The 23,812-nt window shown below is 59.4% G+C and carries 32 protein-coding genes and 2 tRNA genes; 2 read left to right on the top strand and 32 right to left on the bottom strand.

The features are described 5' to 3' along the window. Positions 1–14: 14 nt before the first annotated feature. The 22 genes from rpsH to N4J17_RS08135 form a co-directional block, all read right to left on the bottom strand. Positions 15–410, bottom strand: coding sequence for a 30S ribosomal protein S8 (gene rpsH / locus N4J17_RS08240; protein WP_198323944.1), 396 nt, complete (start codon positions 408–410; stop codon positions 15–17). Between the two features lie 32 nt (positions 411–442). Then, entirely contained in the window at positions 443–748 is a 306-nt protein-coding gene (rpsN, locus tag N4J17_RS08235) for a 30S ribosomal protein S14 (RefSeq protein WP_198323945.1), read from the bottom strand. Positions 749–760: 12 nt separating this feature from the next. Beyond that, positions 761–1,300: a 50S ribosomal protein L5 gene (gene rplE / locus N4J17_RS08230; RefSeq protein ID WP_198323946.1), complete on the bottom strand. Its 540-nt coding sequence runs from the start codon at positions 1,298–1,300 to the stop codon at positions 761–763. A 14-nt stretch (positions 1,301–1,314) separates the two neighbouring features. After that, positions 1,315–1,632: a 50S ribosomal protein L24 gene (rplX, locus tag N4J17_RS08225; protein ID WP_198323947.1), complete on the bottom strand. Its 318-nt coding sequence runs from the start codon at positions 1,630–1,632 to the stop codon at positions 1,315–1,317. A 19-nt stretch (positions 1,633–1,651) separates the two neighbouring features. Continuing rightward, positions 1,652–2,020, bottom strand: a complete 369-nt coding sequence (gene rplN / locus N4J17_RS08220; RefSeq protein WP_198323948.1) for a 50S ribosomal protein L14 — start codon at positions 2,018–2,020, stop codon at positions 1,652–1,654. 44 nt (positions 2,021–2,064) lie between these two features. After that, the gene (gene rpsQ, locus N4J17_RS08215; RefSeq protein WP_198323949.1) at positions 2,065–2,325 is read right to left on the bottom strand and encodes a 30S ribosomal protein S17; all 261 of its coding nucleotides are present in this window, start codon (positions 2,323–2,325) and stop codon (positions 2,065–2,067) included. Next, complete coding sequence (gene rpmC, locus N4J17_RS08210; RefSeq protein ID WP_198323950.1) at positions 2,322–2,516, bottom strand: 50S ribosomal protein L29; 195 nt, start codon at positions 2,514–2,516, stop codon at positions 2,322–2,324. Before rpmC ends, rpsQ begins: the two co-directional genes overlap by 4 nt. Next, positions 2,516–2,929, bottom strand: a complete 414-nt coding sequence (gene rplP / locus N4J17_RS08205) for a 50S ribosomal protein L16 (protein WP_198323951.1) — start codon at positions 2,927–2,929, stop codon at positions 2,516–2,518. The genes rpmC and rplP overlap by 1 nt, the downstream gene beginning before the upstream one ends. Positions 2,930–2,941: 12 nt before the next feature. Continuing rightward, positions 2,942–3,613 carry a 30S ribosomal protein S3 gene (gene rpsC, locus N4J17_RS08200; RefSeq protein ID WP_198323952.1) on the bottom strand — a complete coding sequence of 224 codons (672 nt, stop codon included), beginning with the start codon at positions 3,611–3,613 and terminating at the stop codon, positions 2,942–2,944. Positions 3,614–3,635: 22 nt separating this feature from the next. Next, positions 3,636–3,968, bottom strand: a complete 333-nt coding sequence (gene rplV / locus N4J17_RS08195; protein ID WP_198323953.1) for a 50S ribosomal protein L22 — start codon at positions 3,966–3,968, stop codon at positions 3,636–3,638. Positions 3,969–3,980: 12 nt separating this feature from the next. Continuing rightward, positions 3,981–4,253 (bottom strand): 30S ribosomal protein S19, encoded by a 273-nt coding sequence (gene rpsS / locus N4J17_RS08190; RefSeq protein WP_198323954.1) that lies wholly within the window; start codon positions 4,251–4,253, stop codon positions 3,981–3,983. A 19-nt stretch (positions 4,254–4,272) separates the two neighbouring features. Further along, positions 4,273–5,100: a 50S ribosomal protein L2 gene (gene rplB, locus N4J17_RS08185; RefSeq protein WP_198323955.1), complete on the bottom strand. Its 828-nt coding sequence runs from the start codon at positions 5,098–5,100 to the stop codon at positions 4,273–4,275. A gap of 35 nt (positions 5,101–5,135) precedes the next feature. Beyond that, a complete protein-coding gene (gene rplW, locus N4J17_RS08180; RefSeq protein WP_198323956.1) occupies positions 5,136–5,429 on the bottom strand; it encodes a 50S ribosomal protein L23 in 294 nt (97 codons plus the stop codon). After that, positions 5,426–6,043, bottom strand: coding sequence for a 50S ribosomal protein L4 (rplD, locus tag N4J17_RS08175; protein WP_198323957.1), 618 nt, complete (start codon positions 6,041–6,043; stop codon positions 5,426–5,428). Before rplD ends, rplW begins: the two co-directional genes overlap by 4 nt. A gap of 10 nt (positions 6,044–6,053) precedes the next feature. After that, on the bottom strand, positions 6,054–6,689 hold the full coding sequence (rplC, locus tag N4J17_RS08170) for a 50S ribosomal protein L3 (RefSeq protein ID WP_198323958.1): 636 nt from the start codon (positions 6,687–6,689) through the stop codon (positions 6,054–6,056). Between the two features lie 37 nt (positions 6,690–6,726). Next, the gene (rpsJ, locus tag N4J17_RS08165; RefSeq protein ID WP_010961601.1) at positions 6,727–7,038 is read right to left on the bottom strand and encodes a 30S ribosomal protein S10; all 312 of its coding nucleotides are present in this window, start codon (positions 7,036–7,038) and stop codon (positions 6,727–6,729) included. Between the two features lie 4 nt (positions 7,039–7,042). After that, the gene (tuf, locus tag N4J17_RS08160) at positions 7,043–8,233 is read right to left on the bottom strand and encodes an elongation factor Tu (protein WP_338457598.1); all 1,191 of its coding nucleotides are present in this window, start codon (positions 8,231–8,233) and stop codon (positions 7,043–7,045) included. A 42-nt stretch (positions 8,234–8,275) separates the two neighbouring features. Beyond that, positions 8,276–10,372 (bottom strand): elongation factor G, encoded by a 2,097-nt coding sequence (fusA, locus tag N4J17_RS08155; RefSeq protein ID WP_198324260.1) that lies wholly within the window; start codon positions 10,370–10,372, stop codon positions 8,276–8,278. Positions 10,373–10,412: 40 nt separating this feature from the next. Then, entirely contained in the window at positions 10,413–10,883 is a 471-nt protein-coding gene (gene rpsG, locus N4J17_RS08150; RefSeq protein WP_198324259.1) for a 30S ribosomal protein S7, read from the bottom strand. 18 nt (positions 10,884–10,901) lie between these two features. Continuing rightward, positions 10,902–11,276, bottom strand: a complete 375-nt coding sequence (gene rpsL, locus N4J17_RS08145) for a 30S ribosomal protein S12 (RefSeq protein ID WP_169604340.1) — start codon at positions 11,274–11,276, stop codon at positions 10,902–10,904. A 169-nt stretch (positions 11,277–11,445) separates the two neighbouring features. Next, positions 11,446–11,521, bottom strand: a tRNA-Asn gene (locus N4J17_RS08140). A gap of 33 nt (positions 11,522–11,554) precedes the next feature. After that, a tRNA-Arg gene (locus N4J17_RS08135) sits at positions 11,555–11,631 on the bottom strand. 142 nt (positions 11,632–11,773) lie between these two features. Here N4J17_RS08135 and rnd point away from each other — a divergent pair. Both rnd and N4J17_RS08125 read left to right on the top strand, forming a co-directional pair. After that, complete coding sequence (rnd, locus tag N4J17_RS08130; RefSeq protein ID WP_232470754.1) at positions 11,774–12,934, top strand: ribonuclease D; 1,161 nt, start codon at positions 11,774–11,776, stop codon at positions 12,932–12,934. After that, positions 12,921–14,450 (top strand): AAA family ATPase, encoded by a 1,530-nt coding sequence (locus N4J17_RS08125; RefSeq protein WP_198324257.1) that lies wholly within the window; start codon positions 12,921–12,923, stop codon positions 14,448–14,450. The genes rnd and N4J17_RS08125 overlap by 14 nt, the downstream gene beginning before the upstream one ends. 5 nt (positions 14,451–14,455) lie before the next feature. On the opposite strand, the gene N4J17_RS08120 is transcribed toward N4J17_RS08125, so the two are convergent. The 10 genes from N4J17_RS08120 to N4J17_RS08075 form a co-directional block, all read right to left on the bottom strand. Then, positions 14,456–15,424, bottom strand: coding sequence for a cytochrome D1 domain-containing protein (locus N4J17_RS08120; protein WP_198324256.1), 969 nt, complete (start codon positions 15,422–15,424; stop codon positions 14,456–14,458). 7 nt (positions 15,425–15,431) lie between these two features. After that, positions 15,432–15,959, bottom strand: coding sequence for an SRPBCC family protein (locus N4J17_RS08115; protein ID WP_198324255.1), 528 nt, complete (start codon positions 15,957–15,959; stop codon positions 15,432–15,434). Positions 15,960–16,023: 64 nt separating this feature from the next. Continuing rightward, positions 16,024–17,460, bottom strand: a complete 1,437-nt coding sequence (gene sbcB, locus N4J17_RS08110; protein WP_198324254.1) for an exodeoxyribonuclease I — start codon at positions 17,458–17,460, stop codon at positions 16,024–16,026. Positions 17,461–17,474: 14 nt separating this feature from the next. Then, entirely contained in the window at positions 17,475–17,654 is a 180-nt protein-coding gene (locus tag N4J17_RS08105) for a DUF539 domain-containing protein (protein WP_198324253.1), read from the bottom strand. A gap of 98 nt (positions 17,655–17,752) precedes the next feature. After that, the gene (nqrF, locus tag N4J17_RS08100) at positions 17,753–18,976 is read right to left on the bottom strand and encodes an NADH:ubiquinone reductase (Na(+)-transporting) subunit F (RefSeq protein ID WP_198324252.1); all 1,224 of its coding nucleotides are present in this window, start codon (positions 18,974–18,976) and stop codon (positions 17,753–17,755) included. A 16-nt stretch (positions 18,977–18,992) separates the two neighbouring features. Continuing rightward, the gene (gene nqrE, locus N4J17_RS08095) at positions 18,993–19,601 is read right to left on the bottom strand and encodes an NADH:ubiquinone reductase (Na(+)-transporting) subunit E (protein WP_017366077.1); all 609 of its coding nucleotides are present in this window, start codon (positions 19,599–19,601) and stop codon (positions 18,993–18,995) included. After that, positions 19,601–20,260, bottom strand: coding sequence for an NADH:ubiquinone reductase (Na(+)-transporting) subunit D (locus tag N4J17_RS08090; RefSeq protein ID WP_010961613.1), 660 nt, complete (start codon positions 20,258–20,260; stop codon positions 19,601–19,603). The genes nqrE and N4J17_RS08090 overlap by 1 nt, the downstream gene beginning before the upstream one ends. A 5-nt stretch (positions 20,261–20,265) precedes the next feature. Next, a complete protein-coding gene (locus tag N4J17_RS08085; RefSeq protein WP_198324251.1) occupies positions 20,266–21,186 on the bottom strand; it encodes a Na(+)-translocating NADH-quinone reductase subunit C in 921 nt (306 codons plus the stop codon). Continuing rightward, entirely contained in the window at positions 21,179–22,381 is a 1,203-nt protein-coding gene (locus N4J17_RS08080; RefSeq protein ID WP_198324250.1) for an NADH:ubiquinone reductase (Na(+)-transporting) subunit B, read from the bottom strand. Before N4J17_RS08080 ends, N4J17_RS08085 begins: the two co-directional genes overlap by 8 nt. 5 nt (positions 22,382–22,386) lie before the next feature. Beyond that, positions 22,387–23,745 (bottom strand): Na(+)-translocating NADH-quinone reductase subunit A, encoded by a 1,359-nt coding sequence (locus N4J17_RS08075; protein WP_198324249.1) that lies wholly within the window; start codon positions 23,743–23,745, stop codon positions 22,387–22,389. Between the last annotated feature and the right edge of the window lie 67 nt (positions 23,746–23,812).

The following is a 23,812-nucleotide window of genomic DNA, read 5'->3' as shown; positions in this document are numbered from 1 at the left end:
AACCTGTAGAAACATCATTCAACGACACAGAGAACTTCGCCGCCTTCACCGAGCGATCTGGCTTTGCGGTCGGACATCACGCCCTTGGATGTCGACACTATCGCGATGCCGAACCCCCCCATGACTTTGGGCAGTTCGTCGCGACCCCGATAGCGCCGGCAGCCCGGTTTGCTGAACCGCTGGATCTTATCGATGACCGGCGCACCGTTGTAATACTTGAGCTCGATGCGGATGTTGTGTTTGACCTGTTCCGACGTGTCGGAATAACCGGCAATATAGCCTTCTTCCTTCAATACCTGGCACACGGCCCGCTTCAGCTTCGACGCAGGTACGGTGACCTCTGCCTTACCGGCGGCCTGACCGTTGCGTATCCGCGTAAGGAGATCGCTCAAAGGATCTGACATACTCATAACTATAAACTCCGATACTTTAGCGGTTCGCCTTACCAGCTCGCCTTGACCACACCCGGTACTTCACCGCGCATGACACATTCACGCAATTTGTTACGCCCCAGTCCGAACTTACGGTAGAAGCCATGCGGCCGCCCGGTCAGCTGGCAGCGGTTGCGTTGTCGCATGGCGGCACTGTCGCGCGGCAACTTCTGCAATGCGACGATCGCCGCTTCCCTCTGTTCATCGGGGGTATCCACGCCCTTAATGAGAGCCTTCAGCTCCGCCCTCTTTTTTTCGTAACGGCTGTTCAGCTTTTGGCGCTTCACTTCGCGCGCGATCATTGATTTTTTTGCCACGACTGCCCCTTGTTACGTCCGGAAAGGAAACTTGAACGCCTCGAGCAATGCCTTGGCTTCGGCGTCCGATTTCGCTGTCGATGTGATGGTGATATCCATACCCCGGATGGCGTCGATCTTGTCATAATCGATTTCCGGGAAAATGATCTGCTCCCGCACACCCATGGAGTAGTTGCCCCGACCGTCGAAGGCCTTCGGGTTCAGCCCCCGGAAATCGCGTATGCGAGGAATCGCAACACTGATGAGGCGGTCCAGAAATTCATACATCCGCGCGCGCCGCAGAGTGACTTTGCAGCCCACGGGCATGCCCTCCCGGATCTTGAAACCCGCAATCGACTTCCGGGCATGCGTGACGATGGGCTTCTGACCTCCGATCGCCTGCATGTTCTCGACCGCATTCTGCAGGATCTTCTTGTCCGCGACCGCCTCGCCCACCCCCATGTTGAGGGTGATCTTCACCAGGCGCGGAACCTCCATGATGGATTTGTATCCAAATCGCGCCATCAATTCCGGTACGACTTTCTCTTTGTAATGGTCTTCTAACCTAGGCATGACACATCCGCTTCTCAAGCGTCAATCAGTTCGTTGGTGGACCGGTAGAAACGGACCTTCCTGCCGTCGGCCAGCAACCGGAAACCCACGCGGTCTCCCTTGTTGGTGGCGGCGTTGAACAGCGCCACGTTGGAACTGTGGATCGGCATGGCCTTTTCGACGATGCCGCCGGTCACTCCTCTCATGGGGTTCGGGCGCTGATGTTTCCGGACGAGATTGACACCCTCGACCACCAACTTGTCCTCGCTCAGCACCGACAGCACCAAGCCTTTCTTTCCTTTATCTTTTCCGGCGATGACGATAACCTGATCGCCTTTCTTGATCCTACGCATGGGGCAACACCTTCTTACGTCAAAGCACTTCCGGCGCCAGGGAGATAATCTTCATGAACTTCTCAGAGCGAAGCTCACGCGTGACTGGCCCGAAAATTCGGGTGCCGATGGGCTGATGCTGGTTGTTCAGAATCACTGCGGCATTGTTATCGAAGCGGATTAGAGAACCGTCGGCACGCCGCACGCCCTTGCGAGTGCGAACAACCACAGCGTTATAGACTTCACCCTTCTTGACGCGCCCTCGGGGAATCGCGTCTTTTACACTAACCTTGATGACGTCGCCGACATTCGCGTACCGCCGCTTGGACCCACCAAGGACCTTAATACACATGACTTGCCGCGCGCCGCTGTTGTCCGCGACATCCAGACAGGTCTGCATCTGTATCATCGTTCAAATCTCCAAATATTCGCTCAAGGCCCTGGTGGACAGCTTCATACCGCCCGCTCGACGACTGCGCCGAGAGTCCAGGCTTTTTTCTTCGAGATCGGCCGGGATGCATAGAGAGTCACCAGATCACCGATACCGCACTCGTTGTTTTCATCGTGCGCCAGCACCTTCGTGGTGCGCCGGATATACTTGCCATACAAGGGATGGGACACCTGCCGCTCAATGGCGACCACGATGGTCCGATCCATCTTGTTCGACACCACGCGCCCGGTGACGCTCCGCACGCGACCTTCGCTCGCCGTCATACCTTTCCGCCTTTTTCTGCCAGAACCATATTCACTCGCGCGATATCGCGCCTCACTGCCCTGATCTGATGGGACTTGCTCAACTGGCCGGTCGCCTGCTGCATCCTCAAGCTGAACGCCTCCCGATGCAGATCCATCAACGTCGACTTGAGTTCTTCGACTTGTTTCGCTCTCAATTCGCTGGCCTTCATCACATCACCGTGCGCAGGGAAAAAGTGGTCTGCACCGGCAGCTTCGCCGCTGCCAACCGGAACGCCTCGCGGGCCAGATCTTCACTGACGCCTTCGAGTTCGTACAGCATGGTGCCGGGCTTGACTTCCGCAACCCAGTACTCCACGCTGCCCTTGCCGCTACCCATGCGAACCTCCAGCGGCTTCTTGCTGATGGGCTTGTCCGGAAATACGCGAATCCAGATTTTTCCGCCGCGCTTCACGTGGCGGGAGATGGTCCGACGGGCTGCCTCGATTTGGCGGGCGGTTATTCTACCGCGAGTGGTAGCCTTGAGGCCATACTCACCGAAGGACACCTTGCTGCCGGCGATGGCCAAGCCGGTATTGCGCCCCTTATGCTGTTTTCTGTACTTGGTTCTTTTTGGCTGCAACATGGCACGACCTCATCAAGCTTCGACCGCACTGCGAGTCTTCGACTCCGCATGCACAGGCTCGAAAACCTCACCTTTGAAAATCCACACCTTTACGCCGATGACCCCATATGTGGTCACAGCCTCAGCGAAACCGTAATCGATATCCGCGCGGAAGGTGTGAAGCGGCACACGACCCTCGCGATACCATTCCGTCCGCGCGATCTCGGCACCATTGAGCCTGCCGGCGACACTGATCTTGATACCTTCGGCACCCACACGCAGCGTGTTCTGCACCGCCCGCTTCATGGCCCGCCGGAACATGATGCGCTTCTCCAACTGCTGAGCCACGCCTTCCGCCACGAGCTGCGCATCCAGCTCGGGCTTGCGGATCTCTTCGACGCTGACCTGCACGGGAACGCCCATGAAGCGAGACACATCGCGCCGCAGCGCGTCGATGTCCTCACCGCGTTTGCCGATGACGATTCCCGGTCTCGCCGTGTGGATCGTGATCTGGGCATTGTTCGCCAACCGATTGATCTGGATCCGGCTGACCGATGCATGCTTCAGTTTCTGTTTCAGAAACTGGCGAACCTTGAGGTCGTTGTTGAGAAAAACGGGATATGACTTACTGTCCGCGAACCAGCGCGATGACCAGTCCTTGATATACCCCAGACGAATTCCAGTAGGATTGACTTTCTGCCCCATGACGGAAATGCCTTTACTAATACTAGTTATCCGACACCAGCACGGTGATGTGCGAGGTGCGCTTGAGTATCCGATTTGCACGCCCTTTAGCCCGGGCGCTCATCCGCTTGAGAACAGGGCCTTCGTCGACGAATACGGTCTTGACGCGCAGCTCATCCACATCGGCACCTTCGTTGTGTTCGGCGTTGGCAATGGCTGCCTGCAGAACTTTTTTCACCAGTCCTGCGGCCTTTTTGTTGCTGAACGTCAAAAGATCCAATGCCGCCGCAACGTTGAGTCCCCGAATCTGGTCGGCGACGAGCCGGCACTTTTGAGGAGAAATGCGCGCCGTTCTATGTCTCGATAATGCTTCCATCGACTACACGCCTCACTTGCTCTTCTTGTCGGCCTGATGCCCTTTGTAAGTCCGCGTCGGCGCGAACTCCCCCAATTTGTGGCCGACCATGTTATCGCTGATCAGAACGGGAATGTGCTGCTTCCCGTTGTGCACGGCAATGGTCTTTCCGATCATTTCGGGCAACACCATGGATCGGCGCGACCATGTCTTGATAGGCTTCTTGGCGCCGGTCGCGTTTGCCTCGTCGATCTTCTTCATCAAATGATGGTCGACAAACGGACCTTTCTTGATAGAACGTGGCACGGTCTATTCCTCTTACTCGTTATCGCGTCTTGCGTCTGCGGATGATCAGACCATCGGTTCGCTTGTTGTTCCGGGTCTTGTAGCCCTTGGTGGGAATACCCCAGGGGGAAACGGGGTGCCGGCCTCCGGAAGTCCGCCCTTCACCGCCCCCATGGGGATGGTCCACGGGATTCATGGCAACGCCCCGGACCGTCGGGCGAACCCCTCGCCAGCGCGAGGCCCCCGCCTTCCCCAACGAAACCAAATTATGTTCGGTATTGGAGACCTCGCCGATCGTGGCTTTGCAATCGGCCAGCACCTTGCGCATCTCACCGGATCGCATGCGCAGGGTGGCGTATTCGCCATCCTTTGCGACCAACTGGATCGACGTGCCGGCACTGCGTGCATATTGCGCACCTTTTCCCGGTTTGCCTTCGACGCAATGCACGACGGTGCCGACGGGAATGTTCCGCAGCGGCAGAGCGTTGCCGACCTTGATCGGAGCGAATTCCCCGCTGACGATTTCATTGCCGGCGCTCAAACCTGCGGGGGCGATGATATAGCGCCGTTCTCCGTCACGATACAGCACGAGCGCGATGTAAGCAGTGCGGTTCGGATCGTATTCGATACGCTCCACGCGCGCCGGCACGTCGAACTTATCGCGCTTGAAATCCACGATACGATAGAACTGCTTATGGCCGCCTCCTTTGTGCCGAGTTGTCACACGGCCCTGATTATTGCGGCCCGAGGAACGCGTCTGCTTCTCGAGCAGTTTCGCATACGGTTCGCCCTTGTACAGTTCCTCGCTGCGCACCCTTGTCACAAACCGTGCGCCAGCGGAAGTAGGTTTTTGTTTAATCAGAGCCATGGTCTTGTCTTTAACTCAAGCAATCGAATATCGAATTAATTTACCGCCAGCTCAATATCAAAGCCCGGCTTCAGCTTCACGTAAGCTTTCTTCCAGTCTGAACGCTGACCCATGAACCGCCCGAAACGCTTGGATTTGCCCTTGACGTTGAGCACACGCACGGATTCGACCTTCACACCGAACATAAGCTCCACTGCGTTTTTGATCTGGAGCTTGCTCGCGGCCGGCTTGACCCGGAACACGAATTGGCGGTCTTTTTCCGCGCCGGCGGTCGATTTTTCAGAGACCACGGGGGCGAGCAGGGTACGCATCAACTCGATTTGATTCATGACAGCCTTACCTCTAGCTTACGAATCGCCGAGCTGGTGGCGATGACGCGCTCCGCATGCACCAGGTCGACCGGGCTCAATGTGTCGGCAGTATTGACACTGACGTTAGGCAGATTGCGTGACGAGAGAACCAGATTCAGATCAAGCTGCTCGGCCAGAATGACGGTATACCCTTCGCCGAAGTTCTTCAGCTTCGCCGCGAGCTCTCGCGTCTTGGTGGACGTCGGAACGATAGTGTCGGAAACGACGAGGCGTCCCTGGCGCAGCAGCTCAGAAAATATGGACCGGACAGCCGCCCGGTACATCTTTTTGTTCAACTTCTGCCTGTAGTTCCGGTTGGATGCCGCGAACGTCACACCACCGGTGCGCCACAGCGGGCTACGCGTCGTCCCTGCCCGCGCGTGACCGGACCCCTTCTGCTTCCAGGGTTTCTTACCGCCGCCTGACACGTCCGACCGGCTCTTTTGTGCTTTCGTCCCCGAACGCGCTGCCGCGAGATAACCGACGACGAGCTGATGCACCAGGGACTCATTGAATCCCTGCCCGAATACCTTATCGGAAACCTCCAGGTCGCCGGCGGTCCCGTTTTCGATTTTTGGAATACTGAGGCTCATGACCAACTACCTATTTCTTCGCAGCCGGGCGAACGATCACGTCCGCACCCTTGGCGCCGGGCACCGCCCCCTTCACGAGGAGCAGGGATCGCTCGGCATCGACGCCCACGACCCGCAAATTGGGAACCGTGACGTTCTTGTCTCCCATGTGGCCGGCCATTCTCTTGCCCTTGAACACACGGCCTGGCGTCTGGTTCTGACCGATGGAGCCCGGCGCCCTGTGGGACAGCGAGTTACCATGAGTCGCATCCTGCGTCCGGAAGTTATGCCGCTTCACCACACCGGCAAAGCCCTTACCGATGCTGCGCGAGCGGGCATCGACGAACTGGCCTTCGGTGAACAGATCGACACCGAGTTCGGTGCCGACGGCGTAATCCTGATCGGAATCCTCCAGGCGGAACTCCCACAGCCCCCGCCCCGCTTCCACGGCGGCCTTCGAGTAATGGCCTGCGGCCGCTTTCGTGAGACGCGAGCGTTTCTTGCTGCCGGTAGTCACCTGAATGGCGCGATAGCCGTCTGACTCCAGGGTCTTAACCTGAACTACCCGGTTGGGCTCGACATGGATCACCGTCACCGGAACGGCTGCGCCGGCATCCGTAAAAATATGGGTCATTCCGCACTTGCGGCCGACTAAACCTATGGCCATCTCTCTTCCCCGAGTCGTCTGCTCTAATACCTTTCAATCAGTTCAGCTTGATCTGAACATCGACACCCGCGGCCAAATCCAGGCGCATCAACGCATCCACGGTTTTGTCCGTGGGCTCGATGATGTCCATCAGGCGCTTGTGGGTGCGAAGCTCGTATTGATCACGGGCATCCTTGTTCACGTGAGGAGACACCAGCACCGTGAACCGTTCCTTCTTCGTCGGCAACGGGATCGGACCCAGCACCTGTGCGCCGGTACGTTTTGCGGTCTCGACGATTTCCGACGCCGACTGGTCGATGAGCCGATGATCGAACGCCTTCAAACGGATACGAATTCTCTGCTTAGCCATGAGCTCACTCGATGATCTTGGAGACAACGCCGGCGCCGACGGTACGACCGCCTTCGCGCACGGCAAACCGCAAGCCTTCGTCCATCGCAATCGGCGCGATCAGTTTCACTTCGATCTTGACGTTGTCACCCGGCATGACCATCTCGACCCCTTCCGGCAGCGTCACCGCACCGGTGACGTCGGTGGTCCGGAAATAAAACTGCGGCCGGTAGCCGTTGAAGAACGGTGTGTGACGACCGCCTTCTTCCTTGGACAGAACGTAGATCTCCGCTTCGAAGTGCGTGTGCGGGGTGATGCTGCCGGGCTTGGCCAGTACCTGCCCGCGCTCGACGTCTTCCCGCTTGGTGCCGCGCAGCAGCACGCCGATGTTGTCGCCGGCCTGCCCTTGATCCAGCAGCTTCCGAAACATTTCCACGCCGGTGCAGGTGGTCTTGGTCGTCGGCCGGATGCCGACGATTTCGATTTCTTCGCCCACTTTGATGATGCCGCGCTCGACGCGTCCAGTCACCACCGTGCCGCGCCCGGATATCGAGAACACGTCTTCGATCGGCATGAGGAACGGCCGGTCGATCGCCCGCTCGGGCTCGGGAATGTAGTCGTCCAACGCCTGCACCAGCGCTTCGACCGCCGGAACGCCGATTTCGCTGGTGTCGCCTTCCAGCGCCTTCAGCGCCGACCCTTTGATGATCGGAATGTCGTCGCCCGGGAAGTCGTACTTGGAGAGCAGTTCGCGCACTTCCATCTCAACCAGCTCGAGCAGCTCCGGGTCGTCCACCATGTCGGCCTTGTTCAGGAACACGACGATATACGGCACCCCCACCTGACGCGCCAGCAGGATGTGCTCGCGGGTCTGCGGCATCGGCCCGTCAGCCGCGGACACCACCAGGATGGCACCGTCCATTTGGGCCGCGCCGGTGATCATGTTCTTGACGTAGTCGGCGTGTCCGGGACAGTCGACGTGGGCGTAGTGACGCTTGGCCGATTCGTATTCCACGTGGGCGGTGGCAATGGTGATCCCGCGCGCACGCTCTTCCGGCGCCGCGTCAATCTGGTCGTAGGCTTTGAATTCCCCTCCGAACTTCGCCGCCATGCACTTGGTCAGGGCCGCCGTCAGCGTCGTCTTCCCATGATCCACGTGACCTATCGTTCCCACATTCACATGCGGTTTCGTGCGCGTAAATTTCTCTTTGGACACTATCTTTTTCCTCTCAAAACTCAGCTCTGTCCCGCGTAACGACTATGACACCGATTTCTTGATGACGGCATCCGCCACATGCGTCGGCGCTTCAACATATTTCTCAAAATGCATGCTGTAGGTTGCCCGGCCCTGGGTCGCCGACCGCAGATCGGTGGCATACCCGAACATTTCGGACAGTGGTACTTCGCAGCGGATGACCTTGCCCGCCGGTGCATCATCCATGCCCTGGATGATGCCTCTGCGACGGTTGATGTCGCCCACCACATCCCCCATGTACTCCTCCGGGGTGACGACCTCGACCTTCATGATCGGCTCCAGGAGCACCGGCGAGGCCTTCCGCGCCCCTTCCTTGAAGGCCATCGAGCCGGCGATCTTGAACGCCATCTCGCTCGAATCCACGTCGTGATAGGAACCATCGAACAGGGTCACTCTCACATCGACGACGGGAAATCCTGCTAGGACGCCATTCTGTAATTGTTCCTGGATACCCTTATCCACCGCCGGAATATATTCCTTGGGAACCACACCGCCGACGATGCCATTCACGAATTCGTATCCAGCCCCCGGCTCCAGGGGTTCGATCCTCAGCCAGACATGGCCATATTGCCCACGCCCGCCGGTCTGCCGCACATACTTGCCTTCCTGCTCCACCGACTTCCGGATGGTCTCGCGGTATGCCACCTGCGGCGCGCCGACATTGGCATCCACCCCGAACTCCCGCTTCATCCGATCGACGATGATCTCCAGATGAAGCTCACCCATGCCGGAAATGATCGTCTGCCCGGACTCCTCATCGGTCCTGACACGGAACGAGGGATCCTCTTGCGCCAGCTTGTTCAGCGCGATACCCATTTTTTCCTGGTCCGCCTTGGTTTTCGGCTCCACGGCCACCGAAATCACCGGTTCCGGGAACTCCATTCGCTCCAGGGTGATGACTGCTTTCGGATCGCACAGCGTGTCGCCGGTCGTGACATCTTTGAGACCGATCGCCGCCGCAATGTCGCCGGCCCGAACCTCCTTGATTTCTTCCCGGTTGTTCGCGTGCATCTGGACCAGCCGACCGATCCGCTCCCGCCGATCCTTGACAGGGTTATAGACCGTATCGCCCGAAGACAGCACACCGGAATAGACACGGATGAAAGTCAGCACTCCGACGTAGGGATCGGTCGCGATCTTGAAAGCGAGCGCCGAAAACGGTGCATTATCGCACGACTCGCGACTACTTTCGACCCCCCCTTCGCCAATCCCGACGACCGGCGGCGTGTCGACCGGCGAGGGCAGATAGTCCACTACCGCGTCCAGCATGGCCTGGACGCCCTTGTTCTTGAACGCCGACCCACACAAAACAGGAACGATCTCATTAGCCAGTGTCCGTGCGCGCAGCCCGCGCTTGATGTCCTCGACGGTCAGCTCACCTTCCTCAAGATACTTCTCCATGAGATCTTCGGACGATTCCGCCGCTGCCTCGACCATTTTCTCCCGCCACGAAGCACAGGCGGAAACCATGTGGGAAGGGACGTCACCGAGCTCGAAGCGCGTCCCCTGGGTGGAGTCATCCCACCAGATCGCCTTCATGCGCAGCAAATCGACGACTCCTTTGAATTCGTCCTCTGCCCCGATCGGCAACTGGACCGGCACCGGATTGGCCCCCAGACGGCTGCGGATCTGCTCGACGACACGCAGGAAATCGGCGCCGGCGCGATCCATTTTGTTGACGAATGCAATCCGAGGAACACCGTATTTATCAGCCTGCCGCCACACGGTCTCGGATTGCGGCTCGACGCCTCCTACGGCGCAGAAGATGGCGCAGGCGCCGTCGAGCACCCGCAGCGAGCGCTCGACTTCAATGGTGAAATCGACATGCCCAGGCGTGTCGATGATATTGATGCGGTATTCGGGAAAGGAGCCGTCCATGCCCCGCCAGAAACAGGTCGTGGCTGCGGACGTGATGGTGATGCCTCGTTCCTGCTCCTGCTCCATCCAGTCCATGGTGGCAGCGCCGTCGTGTACCTCACCGATCTTGTGAGACACCCCCGTGTAAAACAGGATGCGTTCGGTCGTAGTGGTCTTTCCGGCGTCGATGTGCGCCATGATTCCAATATTCCGGTAGCGCTCGATAGGAGTCGTGCGTGCCACAGCCAAATAACCTGTTATCTAAAGAGCGGGTTGACTGGAATTACCAGCGGTAATGAGAGAAAGCCTTATTAGCCTCGGCCATCCGATGAGTATCTTCACGCTTCTTCACTGCCGAACCACGGTTTTCCTTCGCCTCCAGAACCTCCGCAGCCAGCTTCATCACCATGCCTTTCTCGCCGCGCTTGCGGGCGGCATCGATCAGCCAGCGCATTCCCAGCGCCATTCGGCGGGCGGGACGCACCTCGATCGGCACTTGGTAGGTAGCCCCCCCGACACGACGCGATTTCACCTCGACGACAGGCTGGACGTTTTCGAGCGCCTTATTCAGAATCTCCAGCGAATCCTGCGATGTCTTCGCCTCGATGTGATCGAGCGCGCCGTAGACGATCTTTTCCGCGATTGATTTCTTGCCGCTCACCATGAGCATGTTCACGAACCGGGCGAGCGTCTCACTTCCGAAACGCGGATCGGCGATCACCTCGCGCCGCTCACTCCTTCTTCTTCTGGACATATCACCTACCCTCCCAAATTAGCTCTTCGGCCGTTTCGCGCCATACTTCGAACGGGCCTGCCGACGCTTCTGAACGCCCGCCGTATCCAGACTGCCGCGCACAACGTGATAGCGGACACCCGGCAAATCCTTCACACGACCGCCGCGGATCAGGATCACCGAGTGCTCCTGCAGGTTATGCCCCTCACCGCCGATGTAGGAGGTCACCTCCGCTCCGTTCGTCAAACGAACACGCGCCACTTTACGCAGTGCCGAGTTCGGCTTCTTGGGGGTCGTGGTGTAAACACGGGTACATACCCCGCGACGCTGAGGACAGCCTTCGAGCGCAGGGACATTGCTTTTTTCCTTTTTGCTTACTCGCGGCTTTCTAACCAGTTGGTTGATTGTGGTCATTACCGAACTCCTAAAACTATTCCAACCCGCATCACACGCAGAACCGCGTATACAATAGGGGAAAGACTAAAGCCGCTCAGAGTAATTACTGGCAGCCGCCATGTCAAGCACACCCGCGCCCGAACAAAAAATAAAAAGGCTCACATCGCTGCAAGCCTTTTTTGAAATTTGGCTCCCCCGGACGGGCTCGAACCGCCGACCCGCTGGTTAACAGCCAGCTGCTCTACCGACTGAGCTACAGGGGAATGATCAACACGAAAATCCACCGTTTTTCAAAATGGCGCGCCTGGAGAGATTCGAACTCCCGACCACCTAGTTCGTAGCCAGGTACTCTATCCAACTGAGCTACAGGCGCGCTGTGGAAAGCGCATTATCATGAAAGTCCCTCACCATGTCAACAAACATCGGGACGATTCCGAAAGAAAGGCAGGCTCCGGCTCACCCTGAAGGGGAGGAGAGTTACAATCTCCGTACATTGTTCTCACATGCTTGCAACCATGCCCTTCCCCATCACTTACATCGACTCGGCCGACGAGCTGGCGGCATTCTGCCGGTCCCTCGGCAGTTCACCCTGGATCGCGGTCGATACCGAATTCGTGCGGGACAAGACCTACTATCCGAAGTTCTGCCTGTTGCAAATTGCCAATGGCACCCAGGCCGCTTGCATCGATCCCCTCGCGATCGAGGATCTGAGCGAAGTCGAGGGTCTGCTGTTCAATCGAGCGATCACCAAAGTGTTCCACGCCGCGAGACAGGACCTGGAGATTTTCTTCCACCGATTCCGTGCCGTCCCGGCGCCGATATTCGACACCCAACTGGCCGCTCCCCTGGTCGGCCATCCCGAGCAAATCGGCTATGCCAGCCTCGTATCAGCCATGCTGGGTGTGACCGTCGACAAGGAGCACACCCGTACCGACTGGACCCAGCGCCCTCTCTCGGCCGCACAGAAGGAGTATGCGGCCAACGACGTGATCCATCTGGCGGCCCTGTATCCGAAGATGCGGGAGCAACTGGAACGGCTGGAACGCTGCTCTTGGTTGGCGGACGATTTCGCCGCACTGGAGAATCCCGACCTCTATGTTAACCGACCGGAAGATGCCTGGGAGCGCATCGGCGGGCTGGACCGCCTAAAACCCGATCAGTTCGCATTGGCAGTCCGCCTCGCCGCCTGGCGGGAAAATACCGCCCAGCAAAATGACCTGCCACGCAACTGGATCCTTCGCGACGAGGCGCTGCTGGAGATCGCTATGAAAAGGCCCCGCAACCGGGATGCTCTGCAGGCGCTGAGAGGAATCGACTCGCGCGTGATACAGCGATACGGCGAAGCGATGATCGCCCTCGTACACGTCGTCGGTGACAGCCAGACTGTGCCGCCACAGCCCCGCCGCGTTCAGCGCCGCAGTGCCCACACCGAGGCCGTCATCGACGCGATGTCGGCCCTGGTCCGTCTGCGCTGCATCGAACACACGATCAACCCCGCCGTCGTCGCCAGCCGCAAAGACCTCGAGGAGGCGCTGGAGTCGCCCGACAGCGCCAGAGTCCTGCAGGGGTGGCGACGCGCCCTGGCGGGAAACGACCTACAGGCTTTCCTGGACGAAAAGGCGATCCTGCGCATGAAGGACGGCCAACTCGCGCTCACCAGCCGTGAATACAGTTGACAACCAGGGTGCATTTCCGGCCGGACTGACGAGCGCCGATGCCTATCCCCACCCGGTTTCGAACATCCGCCTGATCGAAACCCATATTTCCTGGGTATTCCTCACGGGAACTTACGCTTACAAGATCAAGAAGCCCGTTGATTTCGGATTCCTCGACTTTTCGACGCTCGATCGACGGCGGCAATGCTGCGAAGAGGAAATCAGACTGAACCGCAGGCTCGCACCCGAGCTATATCTCGCCGTCTGCCCGATCACCGGTTCACCGCAAACGCCACGGATCGACGGCGAAGGCCAGCCGTTCGAATACGCAGTGAAAATGCGCCAGTTTGCCGAAGGCTCCCTGTTCACGGACATGGCGGCGGCAAACACACTGACGTCAAACCACGTCGATGCGCTGGCTCGCCTGATCGCCGAATTCCACCGTTCGATTCCGCGGTCGGGCGGGACCGAAGACTATGGCAGCCCGCCCCTCATCCGCAGTGCAACCCTGGATAATTTCGCCCATATCGAGGCCGTGTTGCCGCCGGGCGAGATGCACAGCGGAATCGCTGCATTGAAGGCGTCCGCAGAAACAGACCACGAAGCGCTGGAAGGCGTGTTCCAGGCTCGGAAACGTGAAGGCTTCGTCAGAGAATGCCATGGCGATCTCCATCTCGCCAACATCGCATTGATCGGCGGTAAACCGGTTCCCTTCGACGCCATCGAATTCAGCCCGGCACTGCGCTGGATAGACGTCATCAGCGAGCTCGCATTCCTCGCCATGGACCTCGAAGCGCGCGACTTTTGCCGGCTCGCGGCCAGGCTGGTGAACGGGTACCTAGCCATCACCGGCGATTACGGCGGCATGGCACTCTGGCACTACTATCTGCGTTATCGGGCCATGGTCCGCGCCAAGATCGCGGTGCTGAGCTGGTCGAGCGCTTCCACGGATGCCGCCAGGGTGGAACATCTGACCCGCTTCCGCCACTACGTCGACTATGCTCTGTCGGTTTCACCGGACCGGCGGCCCCGGCTCATCATCATGCACGGCGTTTCCGGCAGCGGCAAAAGCCATCTGGCAATGCAGCTCGCGGAACGTGAACGGGCCATCGTGATCCGTTCGGACGTCGAACGCAAACGGCTGGCGTTACGCCTCCAGGCCGATCCGGCCCGGATGTACCTTCCTGAATTCACCCGCGCCACCTACGACGAACTGCTGGAACTCGCAACGCCTGCGTTGCGCGCCGGGCTGTCCGTCATACTCGATGCCACGTTTCTCGAGCGAAGATATCGGGACGACGCCAGAGAACTCGCCGACCGCACCGGCGCCGGATTCGTCATCGTCGCCATAGATGCCCCCGAGCCGATACTGCGCCAGCGCGTCCTGGCCCGGCAACAAGCGGGGGCCGATCCTTCGGACGCCGACCTCGGCATCCTGGAAAAACAGCTTCGGAGCCGACGGCCGCTGGGTGTAGACGAGGCGCGGTTCACCGTGACCTGCGGCCCCGATGGCACGGCGCCGGAACTGCCCCCTTGAGTGTTTCAGACGCCGCCGATGAATTCGCCGAAGGCCCGGCTGCCGTTGCCGGTGGCGATCGTCCGTTCAACCTTCAACGACAGGCCGTTGATAACCGACACGGTGTTGTCGAACCAATTGGCCACATAGAGATGGATGCCGTCGGGGTGCAGAGCGATGCCTTCCGGGTACTCTCCTACCGCGATGGTGTCCACGACCCTCCGGCGCGCAACGTCGACGACCGAGACGGTGTTGTCGTACTGGTTGGTGACGAACAGCCGCTGATACGGCGCCACATAGGCCACCGCATAGGGCCGCTCCCCGACTTTCACTGTCGCAATCACCGAAAGCGTCCGTACCTCGACGATGGAAACGTCGTCACTCTCGACATTGGCCGAAAACAAAAGCTCACCTGCGGGGTCGAGGGCGATGCCGAAAGGATGCTTCCCCACCTTGACCGTACGCAAGGTTTCCCCGCTCTCCGGATTCATCTCGGCAATGGCGTCGTCGTCGCGATTGGCGACGTACAGGCGCGACCCGCCGGGCGCCAACACCAGTCCGGCCGGTACGCTCCCCGTCGGCAATCGGCGGACGATGGCCCGGTTCTCCAGATCGACCACCGAGACTGCCCCGCCGTACCAGTCCGCCACATAGGCGAACCGCCCGGCGGCATCGATCGCCACCCCGACCTGGCCTTCGGCGGTGGCGATCTCGCCCGCCACCTGCAGGTTCCGGCCATCGATCAGCGTGATACTGCCGCCGCCGGCGTTGGTCACCACGACGCGGCCGCCATCCCGGCTGACGGCGACACCGGCCGGTTCCTTGCCCACCTTCAGAGTGGCTCGGACTTCGCCATCGGCCGTATCGATGACGCTGACGCTGTCATCTTTCTGATTGGTGATGTAAGCGAAGGGCGCCGCCCAAGCCGCGGATGCGGAAAAGGCGGCGGCCAATGTCGCCCCGGCGATCAAGAAGATAAATCGCTTTGCGGCCATCAGGCGATCATTTTTTCTCGGCCAGTGCCTTCAGATTGGCCAGTCCTTCTTTATAAACCGACGTAACGGCCTTCAGCGCCGCCTCGTCGTTCTCTTCCGGCGGCGGGTTGTTGTTCATGAAAGAGCGATAGAATGCGCCGTGCCATTCCACGACCGACCCGGCACCGGCAGGCGTCACGCTGATGGTGGAGGAATAATTGGCGACCGGCAAATCTTTCGGGTCGACTTCGGTGATCTTGTACGAATAGCTCATTTTTTCGGCGTCGTAGCTCTTGAGCTCTTCCTTGATGACGCCGCCCGATTTCAGTTTCAACTCGCGCGTCGCGCCCTTTTCGTTGCCGCCCGTACCGGTGGTGCTGGCCACCTGCGGCATCCACTCGCCTTTATCGAAATCCTTGATGATGCCCCAAACCACCGCCGGAGCAGCATTGATTTCGATCGTCTCGGTGACTTTCTGGCGGGTAGGACCGTGCGCGAACGTTGAACCGGTCCAGGCCACCATCAAACCGGTAGCGACAAGCAGGATCTTTTTCATTACTCCTCCGAACAGGGATAGATGGAAAGGTAGCCAATAAGTATAAGGGCAAAGCGCATTGCGGTTAACGGGATAAGTTCCTGCCATAAGCTTCCAGCGCGTCCAGGATTGCCCGTTTGCCGGCATCGGATTCCTGGCCCCGGAGCTGGTCGATGCGGGAAAAGAACTCCGCCAGACTCAACCCGCCGCCTTCCCCGTCCAGGCGAGAGCGGCGGAATGCGGCCCAGCACTCGCGTTCCTGGGCATTCAGCGTATCCGGAAAATTCCGCGCCCGGAAGCGGAACAAAAGCTCGCTGAAACGCCCGTCAACGAATTGCGGGCGGTAACGGGCCAACTGGTCGGGAGTCAGACGATGCACCTGATCGAGAGCCCGTCGGTCGGCATCTGGCGTGAAGCCGCCCCGGTAGAGCATCAATTCCGGATCGAGTTCAGGTTCGAACGATGCCTCGGCTTCAAATACCGCTGAAACCTTGGGGACGACATCTTCCGCATGATCCTGCAACCACCGGGCCCGTTCCCGGCAAATGGCGGCGTTGATACCGAGCCGCTCCCCATCCGCCGGTCGCAAGGCCGACATCGGGACGACCACCGGACAACGATTGGTATGCACGCACTTCAAGGGAATCCGCGCCTTACCTGCTGGCAGTTCAGCCGAAGGGGTGAAAAGCCGACACCGGATCTCGTCCACCGACAGATCGGCCAACTGCACGGGATCTAAGGCAAGATCGAACACGATGATCCGCGTTATGATGCGGGGATGCCGGCACAGCGGCAGCACGCAGGCGATGCATTGACGGGAGGCAGGAAATTTCTCGGATACGTGCAGCACGGGCTGCCAGGTTCCCAACGCCAGCAGCCGTTCGACGGCGCCCTTGGCCCGATTCTCGAGCGCAAACTGGAACAGACGCGGCTGGCGTTCGGCGATCAATCGAGCGAAAGCAACGGTCGCCCGCACGTCTGACAAGGCGTCATGCGCGGATTCGTGTTGGAGCCCGTTGGCCGCCGTGAGGCGTTCCAGCTTGAAGACGGGAAAGCCTTGGGAATCACGCGGCCATTCGATGCCGTCCGGCCGCAAGGCTTGTGTCAACCGAGCCAGATCGATGATGTCCCAGCGCGAATTACCCCCTTTCCATTCCCGTGCGTAAGGATCGTACAGGTTGCGGTAGAAAGCATGCCGCAGCATTTCATCGTCGAAACGCAGGGTGTTGTAGCCGAGCACACAGGTGCCCGGCTGCATGAAAATGCGATGGATGGCAGCGATGAACGCATTCTCCGGTACGCCGAGTTCGGCGGCGCGCTGCGGCGTGATGCCTGTGACGAGACAGGCCTCGGGTTGCGGGACCATGTCGTCCGACGGCCGGCAGTACAAAACATCGGGCGGTCCGACCGGATTGAATTCCAAATCGGTCCGCAGACCGGCGAATTGGGCGATGCGGTCCCGAGCCGGGTCGGTCCCGAACGTTTCCAGATCGTACCAGTAAAACGACGGCGCACCGACCATCCGACCCGGACCTTTCAGACCTTGCCTTCGGCCTCCAGCTTAAGACGCTTCTCGCATTTCTGAGTGCAGATGCAATCGCCCCCGTTGAGTCCTCCACAGGTACCCTTGATCGCCGGCCGTCCGAAAATAACCCCGACGGACATCATCAGGATCACGAAGCCGATGATGGCAAAAGTGATCAGAAACAAAGTCATAACCGTTTTCTCCAAAAAAACCGTTCATCGCCGTCCAGCTTGGCCCCAAAAAGAACGAGGAGCGCGTAGCTCCCCGTCCCCCTGGCTCCGGCGCCGAATCAGCCGCCGAAGTCGTCGAGCATGATGTTTTCGCGGTCGACCCCTATGTCCAGAAGCATCTGGATGACCGCGGAGTTCATCATCGGCGGTCCGCACATGTAGTACTCGCAATCCTCCGGCGCCGGGTGGTTCTTGAGGTACTGTTCGTACAGGATGTTGTGGATGAAACCCGTGTAGCCGGTCCAGTTGTCTTCCGGCTTTGGATCGGACAGGCCGAGGAACCACTTGAAGTTGGGATTCTCAGCCTGCAGCTTGTCGAACTCCTCCACGTAGAAGGCTTCGCGCAAACTGCGGGCGCCGTACCAGAAAGTCATTTTGCGCTTGCTCTTCAAGCGGAGCAACTGGTCGAAGATGTGCGAACGCATTGGCGCCATGCCGGCGCCACCGCCGATGAACACCATCTCTTTGTCGGTATCGCGCGCGAAGAACTCGCCGAATGGACCGGAAATGGTGACCTTGTCTCCCGGTTTCAGATTGAAGATGTAGGACGACATGACGCCCGGCGGCACCGTGTCCTCTTTGCCCCAGGGCGGTGTGGCGATGCGGACGTTGAGCATGATGATGCCCTTCTCTTCCGGATAGTTCGCCATCGAGTAGGCGCGGATCGCCGGCGCCTTGACGTGCGACTCGATCTTCCAGAGATTATATTTATCCCAATCTTCCCGATACTCCGGCTCGATGTCGAAATCGGAGAACTTGCAATCGTAAGGCGGACACTCGATCTGAATGTAACCGCCAGCCCGGAAATCGACATTCTCACCCGCGGGCAAATCCAATACGAGTTCCTTGATGAAGGTAGCGACGTTGCGGTTGGAGCGAACGGTGCACTCCCACTTCTTGACGCCGAATACCTCCTCCGGGACATGAATCTTCATGTTCTGCTTGACCGTCACCTGGCAGGACAGGCGGTCACCTTGGGCCGCCTCGCGCTTGGTGATGTGCGAGAGTTCGGTCGGCAGGATCTCGCCGCCGCCTTCCAGCACCTGCACCCGGCACTGGGCGCAGGTGCCGCCGCCGCCGCAGGCCGAAGAGACAAACAGATTGTTGTCGGCCAAGGCGGTCAGCAGCTTGGAGCCGATCGGCACGTGGATGGTCCTTTCGCCGTTGATCAGCACCTCCACATTGCCCTCGGCCACCAGCTTCGACTTGGCGCCCAGAATCACGAAGACCAGGGCGACCACGATGGCCGTGAAGAAAAATACGCCTAAGATAATTTCCAACATGGGATCACCTACATCCTTATAACTGTATGCCGGAGAATGCCATGAAACCCAGCGCCATCAGACCCGCGGAGATGAAGGTGATGCCAAGGCCACGCAGGCCCGCCGGAACGTCACTGTACTTGAGCTTTTCGCGCACACCGGCCATCGCGGTGATGGCGAGCGCCCAGCCGAAACCACTGCCCACGCCATAGACCACACTCTCCGAGAAGTTGTAATCGCGTTCGATCATGAACAGCGATCCGGCCAGGATGGCACAGTTCACCGTGATGAGTGGTAGGAAAATCCCTAAGGCGTTGTAGAGGGCCGGGAAGAACTTGTCGAGCACCATCTCCAGAATCTGCACCATGGCGGCGATCACGCCGATACAGGCCATCAAGGCGATGAAGCTGAGATCGACGTCGCGCAGACCGGCCCAGGACAGAGCGCCCTCCTTGAGCAGATAAGTGTAAATCAGGTTGTTGGCGGGGACCGTGAGGGTCTGCACGATCACGACGGCTATCCCTAAACCCACCGCCGTTTCGATCTTCTTGGACACCGCGATGAAGGTGCACATGCCCAGGAAAAACGACAGGGCCATGTTCTCGATGAAGACCGACTTGATGAACAGATTGATGTAGGCTTCCATCAGTGTGCCTCCCCGTGCGCGGTGGCGATCACGAAATCGGCCTTTTCCACCTGCTGGGTTTTCCAGGAGCGGATCGCCCAGATCAGGAGACCGATCAGGAAGAACGCGCTGGGCGGCAGCAGCAGCAGGCCGTTCGGCACATACCAGCCGCCATCCTTGACCAGGGGCAGCACATCGATCCCCAATAGTTTGCCGGAACCCAGCAGTTCACGGATGGTGGCGACGGTGACGAGGATCAGACTGTAACCCAAACCGTTGCCGATACCATCCAGGAAGCTTTCCCAGGGGGGATTCTTCATGGCGTAGGCCTCGGCACGCCCCATCACGATGCAATTGGTGATGATGAGGCCGACGAACACCGACAACTGCTTGCTGATCTCATAGGCGAAAGCCTTGAGCAGCTGGTCGACGACGATCACCAGCGAGGCGATGATCACCATCTGGGCGATGATGCGCACGCTGCTTGGAATGTGGTTGCGGATCAAAGCGATGCCCGCGCTGGAGCAGGCGGTGACCGAGGTCAGCGCCAGACTCATGATCAACGCCGTCGACAACTGCGAAGTGACGGCCAGTGCGGAACAGATACCCAGCACCTGGAGAGTGATGGGGTTGTTGTCGACCAGCGGTTCGATGAGAACTTTCTTCGATTCTTCGTTCATGGGAATTAACCTCTGCCAGCTCTAACTTTCGCCAAATACGGTCCGAAGCCGTCCTTGCCCATCCAATAGCGGATCAGGTTGCTGACGCCGCGGCTGGTCAGGGTCGCGCCGGCCAGCGCATCCACCTGGAATTCCGCGCCCGGCTTGCTGGGGTCCACCCCACCTTTGACCAGACCCAAAGCCACTTCACCGATTTCGATGGTCTGTCCCTTCTCGGACAGGTTGCTTTCGTGCACCGTGGTCTTGGAGTAGTTGTAGACCTTTTTACCCTTCCACAAAGCCTTCCACTTCGGATTCACCACTTCGCCACCGAGTCCGGGCGTTTCCGCCTGGTCGTAGAGATTGAGGCCGATAACGGTTTCCCCGTCTGCCTCCAGCGCCATGAAACCGTACATGGTGGACCACAGGCCGTAACCGCTCACCGGCAGGATCACGGACTTGAGCTGGCCGTTCTCCTTCACCAGATACACCTTGGCATACTTGGGTTTGCGTTTGATGCCAGCGATGTCATCTTCCGGCGGAATCGCCTCGCTCAAGGCAGGATCCTTGGCCGCTTTGCGCTGATCGTAGGTCTTGGGGTCCACCGCCTCGCTGTAGTCGCCGGATGAAAGCTCGACGATCTTGGGTTCGATGTTCTTGAACGCCTCGTCGATGTCGGTACCCTCGTCCAGCAGTCCAGCCACCTCGAGGATATTGACTTTCTCGTCCCTCGACTTGTTAGACTCCTGCAGCGGTTTGAGTGCCACAGCGGAACCGGACACCAGGATAGCCCCGACCAGGCACAGCCCCACCGCAACGGCCACGGTTTTCTCGAAGCTGTCATTGGGCAGTGCCAGCACGTGCTCGGCATAGGCCCTGGCCTTTTCCTTCAGTGCGGCGAACTTGTCACCACCCTGCACATTCGTCGAATTTGCTGCGTTAGGCATGACGTTTAATCCTTCTTGCGATGTTCGCCTTGATGACCGCGTAATCGATGAGCGGAGCGAAAATGTTGGAGAAAAGGATGGCCAGCATGATGCCTTCGGGAAAGGCGGGATTGATGACGCGGATCAGCACCGTCATGAAGCCGATCAGTGCACCGAAAATCCAGCGGCCGGTGTTGGTATGCGCCGCACTCACCGGATCGGTCGCCATGAAGCTCATGCCGAAGGCGAAGCCGCCCAGCGTCAAATGCCAATACCAGGGCATCGCGAACATGACATTGGAATCGCTGCCGATGACGTTGAACAGCGTGGAAGTCGCGATCATACCCACCATCACACCCGCGATGATCCGCCAGGATGCGATACGGGTATACATCAGGAAGGCCGCGCCAATGAGGCAGGCCAGTGTCGACGTCTCACCCATGGAGCCGCGCTCGAAGCCGAAAAAGGTCTGGAACCAGCCGATGCCCGCCTCGCGGATCGCATCGACTCCGCCCAGCGCACCCAACCCCAGCGCCGTGGCGCCGCTGAAGCCGTCCACCGCGGTCCACACCATGTCGCCCGACATCGAAGCCGGATACGCGAAGTACAAAAATGCGCGGCCGGTCAGCGCCGGGTTGAGGAAGTTCTTGCCAGTGCCGCCGAACACTTCCTTGCCCATGACCACACCGAAGGAAATGCCGATGGCCACCTGCCACAGCGGGGTGTTCGGCGGCATGGTCAAAGCGAACAGGATCGACGACACAAAGAAACCTTCGTTGACGTCATGTTTGCGCACCACCGCGAAAAGCACTTCCCACAGACCGCCGGCAACGATGGTCACGACGTAGATCGGAATGAAATACAGTGCGCCGTGAACCAGGTCCGAGAGCGGATTCCACGGATTGTGGCCGAACAGGTTGATGATCGCGCCACGCCAGCCCGGAGCCGATTCCAGCCCGAGGGACGTCATCGCCAGATTGGCCTGGTAGCCGGTGTTGAACAACGCCATCAGCATACACGGCAGCACCGCGATCCAGACGTAGGTCATCACCCGCTTGAGGTCGACCGAGTCGCGCACGTGGGTCGCACCGCGGGTGACGTCGGGCGGGGTGTACAGAAAGGTATCCACCATCTCGTAGACGGGATACAGTTTTTCAAAGCGCCCGCCCTTGGCGAAGAGCGGATGAATCTTGTCGAGAAATTGCCTTACTGACATGAGACTTAGCCTTCCTTCTCAATCTGGGTGAGGTTCGAGCGCAGAACCGGACCGAAATCGTGCTTGCCCGGATCGACGAAGGTGCACAGCGCCAGGTCTTCTTCGTCCAGTTCCAGGCAGCCGAGTGCCTGGGCCATGTCGGTGTCGCCCACCAGCAGCGAACGCACCAACTGGGTCGGCAGAATGTCCAGCGGCATCACGTCCTCGTACACGCCGACCGGAACGATCGCGCGCGGGCTGCCGTGCGTGGAAGTCGTGAACGGGAATTTGCGGCCCCGCTCTTTCGGCAGGCTAGCTAAGGTCACGTTGAGAAAGGAATACTTCGATGCGCTCGGCAGAAGCCACCCCATGAGCTCACGGGTCCGGCCTTCCTCGACCACGCTGACCTGGTTGTGATAACGCCCGAGGTAGCAGCCCCAGCCAGCCGCTTCACGCCCATACAGAACGGAGCCGGAAATCACCCGCAACTCTTTGCCGGCCACCGTCTGACCTGCGGTCAGATCGCACAGACAAGCGCCGAGCCGGGTACGCAGCAGGCGCGGCCGCACCACACCCGGACCAGCCAGCGACACGACGCGCTCGACGTCGATGCGGCCGGTGGTGAACAGCGCGCCGATCGCGATCACGGACTGGTAGTCCAGATACCAGACGCATTTGGATGGACCGACCGGATCCAGATGATGGATGTGGGTCCCCGCCAGACCGGCGGGATGCGGCCCGTCGAATTCCGCGATTTCGACCTTGCCGCCATCGATGGACGGCACGGCCTGGACTGGCGCCTTGCAGAGATAAACCTTGCCTTCGGTCAGTTTCGAAATGACGGCGAGGCCGTTCCTGAAATCTTCGGCCCGACCCTGGATCACGACGTCCGGCCGCGCGGCCAGAGGGTTGGTGTCTATCGCCGTCACGAAGATTGAATGCGGGCGGGTGTTCGGATTCGGCACCTTGCTGTACGGACGGGTCCGCAGAAAAGTCCACAGGCCCGAGGCCAGCAGATTATCCCGCACCTGACCCTCGCTCAGGCCAGCCAGTTCGGATGCCTGATAAGAGGCGAAAGTCACCTCATCCTTGCCATCCAGCTCGATCACCACCGACTGCAGCATGCGCCGCTCGCCGCGGTTGATCGCCTTCACCACGCCAGCACCGGGAGACGTGAAGTTCACCCCCGGATTCTGCTTGTCCGTGAAGATCACACTCCCCAGTTTGACGCGATCACCCTCGGAGACCTCCATCGTCGGCTTGAGGCCGACGAAATCCGGCCCGATCAGGGCCACGGATTTCACGGCTCCGCCGTCGGCATGGATCACCTGTTCGGGCGCTCCCGTTATGGGCAGGTCTAAGCCTTTCTTCAGTTTGATTACCATAGTGAAGCCCACTTTCCAGACAAAAATCGGCCGTGCCAACCCCTCGCATGCCTGTCGACGATCCGTG

Source organism: Methylococcus capsulatus (assembly GCF_036864975.1).
Classification (GTDB): Bacteria; Pseudomonadota; Gammaproteobacteria; order Methylococcales; family Methylococcaceae; genus Methylococcus.
Note: the sequence above shows the minus strand (reverse complement) of the source record. Positions and strands in the feature narration are given on the sequence as shown.

What these genes read in the sequence shown, in the direction of transcription:
- N4J17_RS08120 (WP_198324256.1), bottom strand. Translation starts at nt 15,424, where the DNA reads ATGGCCGCAAAGCGATTTATCTTCTTGATCGCCGGGGCGACATTGGCC.
- N4J17_RS08090 (WP_010961613.1), bottom strand. Translation starts at nt 20,260, where the DNA reads ATGAACGAAGAATCGAAGAAAGTTCTCATCGAACCGCTGGTCGACAAC.
- rpsG (WP_198324259.1), bottom strand. Translation starts at nt 10,883, where the DNA reads ATGTCCAGAAGAAGAAGGAGTGAGCGGCGCGAGGTGATCGCCGATCCG.
- nqrE (WP_017366077.1), bottom strand. Translation starts at nt 19,601, where the DNA reads ATGGAAGCCTACATCAATCTGTTCATCAAGTCGGTCTTCATCGAGAAC.
- N4J17_RS08075 (WP_198324249.1), bottom strand. Translation starts at nt 23,745, where the DNA reads ATGGTAATCAAACTGAAGAAAGGCTTAGACCTGCCCATAACGGGAGCG.
- rplC (WP_198323958.1), bottom strand. Translation starts at nt 6,689, where the DNA reads ATGGCCATAGGTTTAGTCGGCCGCAAGTGCGGAATGACCCATATTTTT.
- rnd (WP_232470754.1), top strand. Translation starts at nt 11,774, where the DNA reads ATGCCCTTCCCCATCACTTACATCGACTCGGCCGACGAGCTGGCGGCA.
- rpsJ (WP_010961601.1), bottom strand. Translation starts at nt 7,038, where the DNA reads ATGGCTAAGCAGAGAATTCGTATCCGTTTGAAGGCGTTCGATCATCGG.
- rplN (WP_198323948.1), bottom strand. Translation starts at nt 2,020, where the DNA reads ATGATACAGATGCAGACCTGTCTGGATGTCGCGGACAACAGCGGCGCG.
- N4J17_RS08105 (WP_198324253.1), bottom strand. Translation starts at nt 17,654, where the DNA reads ATGACTTTGTTTCTGATCACTTTTGCCATCATCGGCTTCGTGATCCTG.
- rplV (WP_198323953.1), bottom strand. Translation starts at nt 3,968, where the DNA reads ATGGAAGCATTATCGAGACATAGAACGGCGCGCATTTCTCCTCAAAAG.
- rpsH (WP_198323944.1), bottom strand. Translation starts at nt 410, where the DNA reads ATGAGTATGTCAGATCCTTTGAGCGATCTCCTTACGCGGATACGCAAC.
- rplE (WP_198323946.1), bottom strand. Translation starts at nt 1,300, where the DNA reads ATGCCTAGGTTAGAAGACCATTACAAAGAGAAAGTCGTACCGGAATTG.
- rpsC (WP_198323952.1), bottom strand. Translation starts at nt 3,613, where the DNA reads ATGGGGCAGAAAGTCAATCCTACTGGAATTCGTCTGGGGTATATCAAG.
- rplP (WP_198323951.1), bottom strand. Translation starts at nt 2,929, where the DNA reads ATGTTGCAGCCAAAAAGAACCAAGTACAGAAAACAGCATAAGGGGCGC.
- nqrF (WP_198324252.1), bottom strand. Translation starts at nt 18,976, where the DNA reads ATGTTGGAAATTATCTTAGGCGTATTTTTCTTCACGGCCATCGTGGTC.
- N4J17_RS08080 (WP_198324250.1), bottom strand. Translation starts at nt 22,381, where the DNA reads ATGTCAGTAAGGCAATTTCTCGACAAGATTCATCCGCTCTTCGCCAAG.
- rpsQ (WP_198323949.1), bottom strand. Translation starts at nt 2,325, where the DNA reads ATGACGGCGAGCGAAGGTCGCGTGCGGAGCGTCACCGGGCGCGTGGTG.
- rplX (WP_198323947.1), bottom strand. Translation starts at nt 1,632, where the DNA reads ATGCGTAGGATCAAGAAAGGCGATCAGGTTATCGTCATCGCCGGAAAA.
- sbcB (WP_198324254.1), bottom strand. Translation starts at nt 17,460, where the DNA reads ATGGTCGGTGCGCCGTCGTTTTACTGGTACGATCTGGAAACGTTCGGG.
- N4J17_RS08115 (WP_198324255.1), bottom strand. Translation starts at nt 15,959, where the DNA reads ATGAAAAAGATCCTGCTTGTCGCTACCGGTTTGATGGTGGCCTGGACC.
- rplW (WP_198323956.1), bottom strand. Translation starts at nt 5,429, where the DNA reads ATGAATCAAATCGAGTTGATGCGTACCCTGCTCGCCCCCGTGGTCTCT.
- rpsL (WP_169604340.1), bottom strand. Translation starts at nt 11,276, where the DNA reads ATGACCACAATCAACCAACTGGTTAGAAAGCCGCGAGTAAGCAAAAAG.
- rplB (WP_198323955.1), bottom strand. Translation starts at nt 5,100, where the DNA reads ATGGCTCTGATTAAACAAAAACCTACTTCCGCTGGCGCACGGTTTGTG.
- rplD (WP_198323957.1), bottom strand. Translation starts at nt 6,043, where the DNA reads ATGAGCCTCAGTATTCCAAAAATCGAAAACGGGACCGCCGGCGACCTG.
- rpmC (WP_198323950.1), bottom strand. Translation starts at nt 2,516, where the DNA reads ATGAAGGCCAGCGAATTGAGAGCGAAACAAGTCGAAGAACTCAAGTCG.
- N4J17_RS08085 (WP_198324251.1), bottom strand. Translation starts at nt 21,186, where the DNA reads ATGCCTAACGCAGCAAATTCGACGAATGTGCAGGGTGGTGACAAGTTC.